Raw genomic sequence first — 1696 nt, forward strand, 5'->3', positions numbered from 1 at the left:
CCCGGGCGGGCACGGCGGCGCCCGGCTCCGGCCCGCGCCGCCGGCCGGCAGCCGCTACAGGTGGGACAGCACCAGGCCCGCCCCGCCCAGCAGGGCGATGTCGTCCACCGCCGCGCCGGCCACCACGACCGTCGGCCGCTCCACGCCCGACGCCGCCACGTCCCGGCGCAGCCGCGTCTCCAGCAGCGAGCGGAAGTGCTCGCCGCCCTCCCTGGCCTCCCCGTGCAGGACGAACAGGCCCGGCGCGAACAGCTGCTGCACGTTCACGAGCCCCAGCAGCAGGTTCTCGGCGTACTCCGCCACCAGCGCCCGGGCCCGCTCGTCGTCCCGCGACACGAGCGAGCGCAGACCGGCGTCCGCGCCCAGGCCGAGGGCAGCGGCCCGCGACCTGAGCCAGCGCGTCGTCGCGACGGTCTTCCAGCAGCCGGTGTTCCCGCAGGTGCACCGCTCGTCCCCGGCCGTCACCGCCATGTGCGCGCCGCTGCGCCCGCCCTGGGGCGCCAGGACCTCGCCCTCGTACAGGATGCCCACGCCCAGCACCTCGCCCGTGGAGACCGAGGCGAACGTGCGGCGGCCTCGGCCCGGGCCGAACCACCGGTCGCCGAGCACCTGCAGGCGGGCGCGGTGCTCGACGCGCACCGGGACGCCCGTCAGTGCCGCGAGCCGGTCCTTGACCGGATACCCGTGCAGCGCCGGCACGTCGTTGACCTCGACGATCAGCCCGGAGGCGGGATCGACGATGCCGGCCGCCGCCACCCCGATCCCGGCCGGCGGGCGGGCCTCGAAGACCCGCGCCGCCTCGGCGAGCGCCGCGTCCACCTCGTCACGGCCGGGCGCGCCCGGCGCGTACACCGCCTCGGACCGTTCCAGCACCCGGCCCGACATGCTCAGCACCGCCGCGCGCACCCGGCCGGGCACCAGCTCCACGGCGCCCAGGGTCCGTGCCGGCGCCGCCGCCGGCGCCTCGACCCGGGGCTCGACCAACCGCAACCGCGTAGTTCTCTGCGCCATGCGGCGAACTCTGCCACGTCAGCGTTTCCTGGAGACAGCACTGTGAGTCAACGAAATATGTCCGAGCTGCCCTGGCGCGAGGCCCGCGCCGCGGGGGCGCGGGACATCACCCTCCTGCCCATCGGGTCGCAGGAGCAGCACGCCGCCCACCTGCCGCTCGGCACCGACACCCTGCTGGTGGGGGCGGTCGTGGACCGGGCCCTCGCGATCCTCGCCGAAGAGGAGCGGGCCGGGGCCGAGCCCTGCGACGTGCTGCGGCTGCCCGCCCTGCCCTACGGGCACTCCCCGCACCACCTCTTCGCCGCCGCCCTCTCGCTGTCCGCGCCGACGCTGGCGGCCGTCCTGGAGGACCTCCTCGGTTCGCTCGTCACGAGCGGCTGCCGCCGCATCATGATCGTCAACGGCCACGGCGGCAACGACGAGATCATGCGGCTGGCCGTCAAGCGGTTCGCGCTGCGGCCGGAGGCCGACGGCGTCACGCTCGCGGCCTGCTCGTACTGGTCGCTCGCCGTCCGGGACGAGGAGGGCGCCGGGCCCGGCGCGGACGCGGCGGCGTCGGACTCCGGAGCCGGGGCGGCCGGTGCCGCGTCCGGCGCGGCGGCGTCGGACTCCGCCGAGCGCCCGGAGGTCACCCCCGGGCACGCCGGCTGGTTCGAGACCTCGCTGATGCTCGCCGCCCACCCGG

At 77.0% G+C, this 1696-nt stretch carries 2 protein-coding genes; one reads left to right on the plus strand and one right to left on the minus strand.

Annotation, left to right across the window (positions count from 1 at the left end; translation table 11 throughout):
• Positions 1-54 precede the first annotated feature (54 nt).
• Positions 55-1011: an ROK family protein gene (locus L1885_RS28060; RefSeq protein WP_235799953.1), complete on the minus strand. Its 957-nt coding sequence runs from the start codon at positions 1009-1011 to the stop codon at positions 55-57.
• A gap of 42 nt (positions 1012-1053) precedes the next feature.
• On the opposite strand from L1885_RS28060, the gene L1885_RS28065 reads away from it, so the two are divergent.
• On the plus strand, positions 1054-1696 hold a 643-nt coding region (locus L1885_RS28065; RefSeq protein WP_235799954.1), incomplete at its 3' end, for a creatininase family protein.

The organism is Streptomyces fuscigenes, from assembly GCF_021556455.1.
Classification (GTDB): domain Bacteria; phylum Actinomycetota; class Actinomycetes; order Streptomycetales; family Streptomycetaceae; genus Streptomyces; species Streptomyces fuscigenes.